Here is a 2,819-nt window from a genome sequence, read left to right on the forward strand (position 1 = left end):
GTACGCATCGTATACCGGCCTCACGGCGTCGAGATTCGCAGAACCATCATCAACCACATAGACCCGCAGTTTTCCGGCGTAGTCCTGGTTTGCAATGGACTCCAGGCACGCCGAGAGCGTGCGCGGTTGCTCGTTAAAGCACGGCACGATGACATCCACGCCCGGCAGAGCGTCGGAGTCGACCAAGCCGTCCGACAGCGATGACACGTTTGTCGGCTGAGCATAAAGCGCCTGCGTGCTTTTATAGACAGTCGAGAGCAGCGCATAAAACGAGACAGCGCTAGTTGCGGCAAGCATGTTCATAGGGTGTCTGGTTCGTCCGCTGAGGTTGAGGAAGCGATCGGATTGCAAACCCCCGGTCATGCAATGCTGGAATCATGAGGGAAAGCGCCATGAGGGTCTGCTCGCGCAGACCAGCGTGAGTGCATCGTCCCAACTCATCGGGAGGGCATCCGTCGTGCAAGAGTACAATTGCGCCAGGCTGGACAGAGGCCAGCACTGCGCTGACAATCGCGTCCACGCCGGGACGGGACCAGTCTCGCGGGTCTACCGACCAGTGGAGGGGCGCCAGACCAGCGCTCGCTGACGTAGTGAGCACTGCTTCGGTCCACATGCCATACGGGGCACGCATATACCGCAGCGGAGCCTGCGGGCTCGCCATCCTGATGACCCTGCTTGCCGTTAGTATTTCCTGTTGTACTTCGGTGGGTTCGCATCTGGACAGGTCCGGATGAGTCATCGTGTGGTTTGCGACCTCGTGCCCTTCTGCGATCATTCGCTGGAGCAGCTTCGGCTGACTCGCTGCGTACGCGCCGATGACGCAGAAAGTCGCCGGCACGCGGTGTTCCGCCAGCACATCGAGGATGTCCGGTGTGCAAAGCGGATTAGGGCCGTCGTCAAACGTCAAATAAACGCTGCGACGTCCGGAGATGTCAGCGCACTCGCTACGCGCTTCGAATAAGCAGTGCCTCACAGCTCTGGCCCGTTCCGATCAATTAGCGTTCCGGTCGGCCAGTCGCTCATTGACCGTCCAATCGGCAAGACGACAATGAGTACGTCCTCGATGCGCGTGGGCGGCTTGTCGAGATGCACTTCTCGCAGGGTCGACCTGACGCGAACTCCAGACACAATAGTCGCCAGACCGTGTCGGCCGAGCAGCCTTGCAATATGTTGCCGCAACGCGTGTCGAACTGTGCCGAAGCCGAATGGAACGCCAAGTTCCTGCAACACGGGATACATCACGCGCATTAAATGAGGGATTCCGAGTCCCTCAAGATCTGGACGTACCGCGTACAATCCTAGTTCGGCCACTAGTAGATCGACTGCGCCAACCTTGATGAAACGACGCAGTGCGCCGATATGAGCCGCTACGCCGCGCGCGTCGTAGCCGATTGCACGGACCTCTGGCCTCGCACCAGCCCAACTGTGATTGCCTTCGAATGGTTTTGCATTAAACGCCCCTGTCGGTCCGTAGGTCTGTCGGAAGAACTCGGACAGTTCGATGTGGTCGGCGAGTCGCAACTCGTTTTCCCAAGCCAGCCTCCACCGCACCTGAGAGCGCATGGAGAGAGGTCCTTCAGCTGTGGACACGGCCAAATTCACGACTGCCCCCTATGCGCCGTCCGGCCTTTGAGGGTGGACCTGACGCACGCGAACGACTTTCTGAGAAAGCGGTTCGATTTCATGAAATCATCTGCACTCTGGAACAGTTCTGGGATGAAGCCCGAAGAAAAGAGCATTTCCGTCAACGCTTCACGGGCCGATCGAACCGCATCCACGATGGAGATTACATCGAGTGCGCGTGCCTTTCGCACCAGATCTACCAAAGACTTCCCCCGCATCTTCCGCACGATCTGACTGCGACTGACACGAGATCCATTTGGCCGGGTCCCTGATGCATTTGGCACCTGCAATCGGCTGCTCGCGATTCGTCGCGAAGCCAAGGCGAAGTCGAGCGGTGGCTCAACTGTACGAAGGTAAGCGGCCGATATAGAAAGGGTTTGGAGAACTATGCGAAGTTTTGCCGGTAGTAAGCGCCTACGCGACCTGCCAGACGCTTGTTGCGTCGTGTCGGCGCGATCCAGCTTGTCCATGCCGCCGAAGGCCGTGGGCGCATTGGACATGCGCCTCGGTTGATGCTCGGCGTACGCCTGAGGATTTTTCTCGGAGTCAGGGCAAAGATCGACAACCATTTTGATATGCCTAAATTCCATTTCTCCGGCCCGACGTTTTGCTACAGTATTCATGAGAGCGTCCACGAGAAATTGACTTGAAATTTGGTGCCGTATCCGCCGAGAAAGTTCAGCGAGTTCGGCATTGGCGTTTCCTTCGTGCAGGTGATGAAGCGTCGTCAGTGGTGCTTCATGTTCCCACCGATATGGCCGCCCGTCGGGCCGTCCACGCCGCTGTTGCGCCATGCGTGAGCCAGTCGCAGACGGACTGCCCGCTCACGCCGAGTTGCTCAGCGGTAAGCTTGCGCTTGATCCTGTCTCCGAGCAGCGACAGGGCCGCGCTCGCGTGCCCCGATGCATGTGATTGATCGACAACTGCTGCAATGTCATTTCCTCGGCTTCGCTCAGTTCTACGACACACTTCTTCCGCTACCCGGCACCACGAAGGCGCCAGCAGGTTGGCGAAATCCAGTCGGATCTACCAGGAACACTATCCTCCATACTGTACAATTCGTGAAATCGATTGTTTTGATGGAACACATCCACATTATTTATAAGTTGGGATCATGCGTTTCAAGGGCCTCGATCTAAATCTTCTCGTCGCGCTCGATGCTCTGATGACCGAGCGTAACCTCACCGCGGCGGCAC

4 protein-coding genes are annotated in these 2,819 nt (G+C 57.8%); all 4 read right to left on the reverse strand.

Translation table 11 applies throughout. The annotated features are described in order from the left end of the window. The coding region (locus B0G83_RS37935; RefSeq protein ID WP_146120376.1) for a glycosyltransferase family 2 protein at nucleotides 1-303 on the reverse strand (303 nt) is incomplete at its 3' end. Beyond that, nucleotides 281-973, reverse strand: coding sequence for a chitooligosaccharide deacetylase NodB (gene nodB / locus B0G83_RS37940; RefSeq protein ID WP_105512353.1), 693 nt, complete (start codon nucleotides 971-973; stop codon nucleotides 281-283). The genes nodB and B0G83_RS37935, both read right to left, overlap by 23 nt. Beyond that, entirely contained in the window at nucleotides 970-1,563 is a 594-nt protein-coding gene (locus tag B0G83_RS37945; RefSeq protein ID WP_105512354.1) for a NodA family N-acyltransferase, read from the reverse strand. The genes nodB and B0G83_RS37945 overlap by 4 nt, the downstream gene beginning before the upstream one ends. A 35-nt stretch (nucleotides 1,564-1,598) precedes the next feature. Next, complete coding sequence (locus tag B0G83_RS38435; RefSeq protein ID WP_146120377.1) at nucleotides 1,599-2,246, reverse strand: hypothetical protein; 648 nt, start codon at nucleotides 2,244-2,246, stop codon at nucleotides 1,599-1,601. Between the last annotated feature and the right edge of the window lie 573 nt (nucleotides 2,247-2,819).

Source organism: Paraburkholderia sp. BL21I4N1 (assembly GCF_002973525.1).
Taxonomy (GTDB): Bacteria; Pseudomonadota; Gammaproteobacteria; order Burkholderiales; family Burkholderiaceae; genus Paraburkholderia.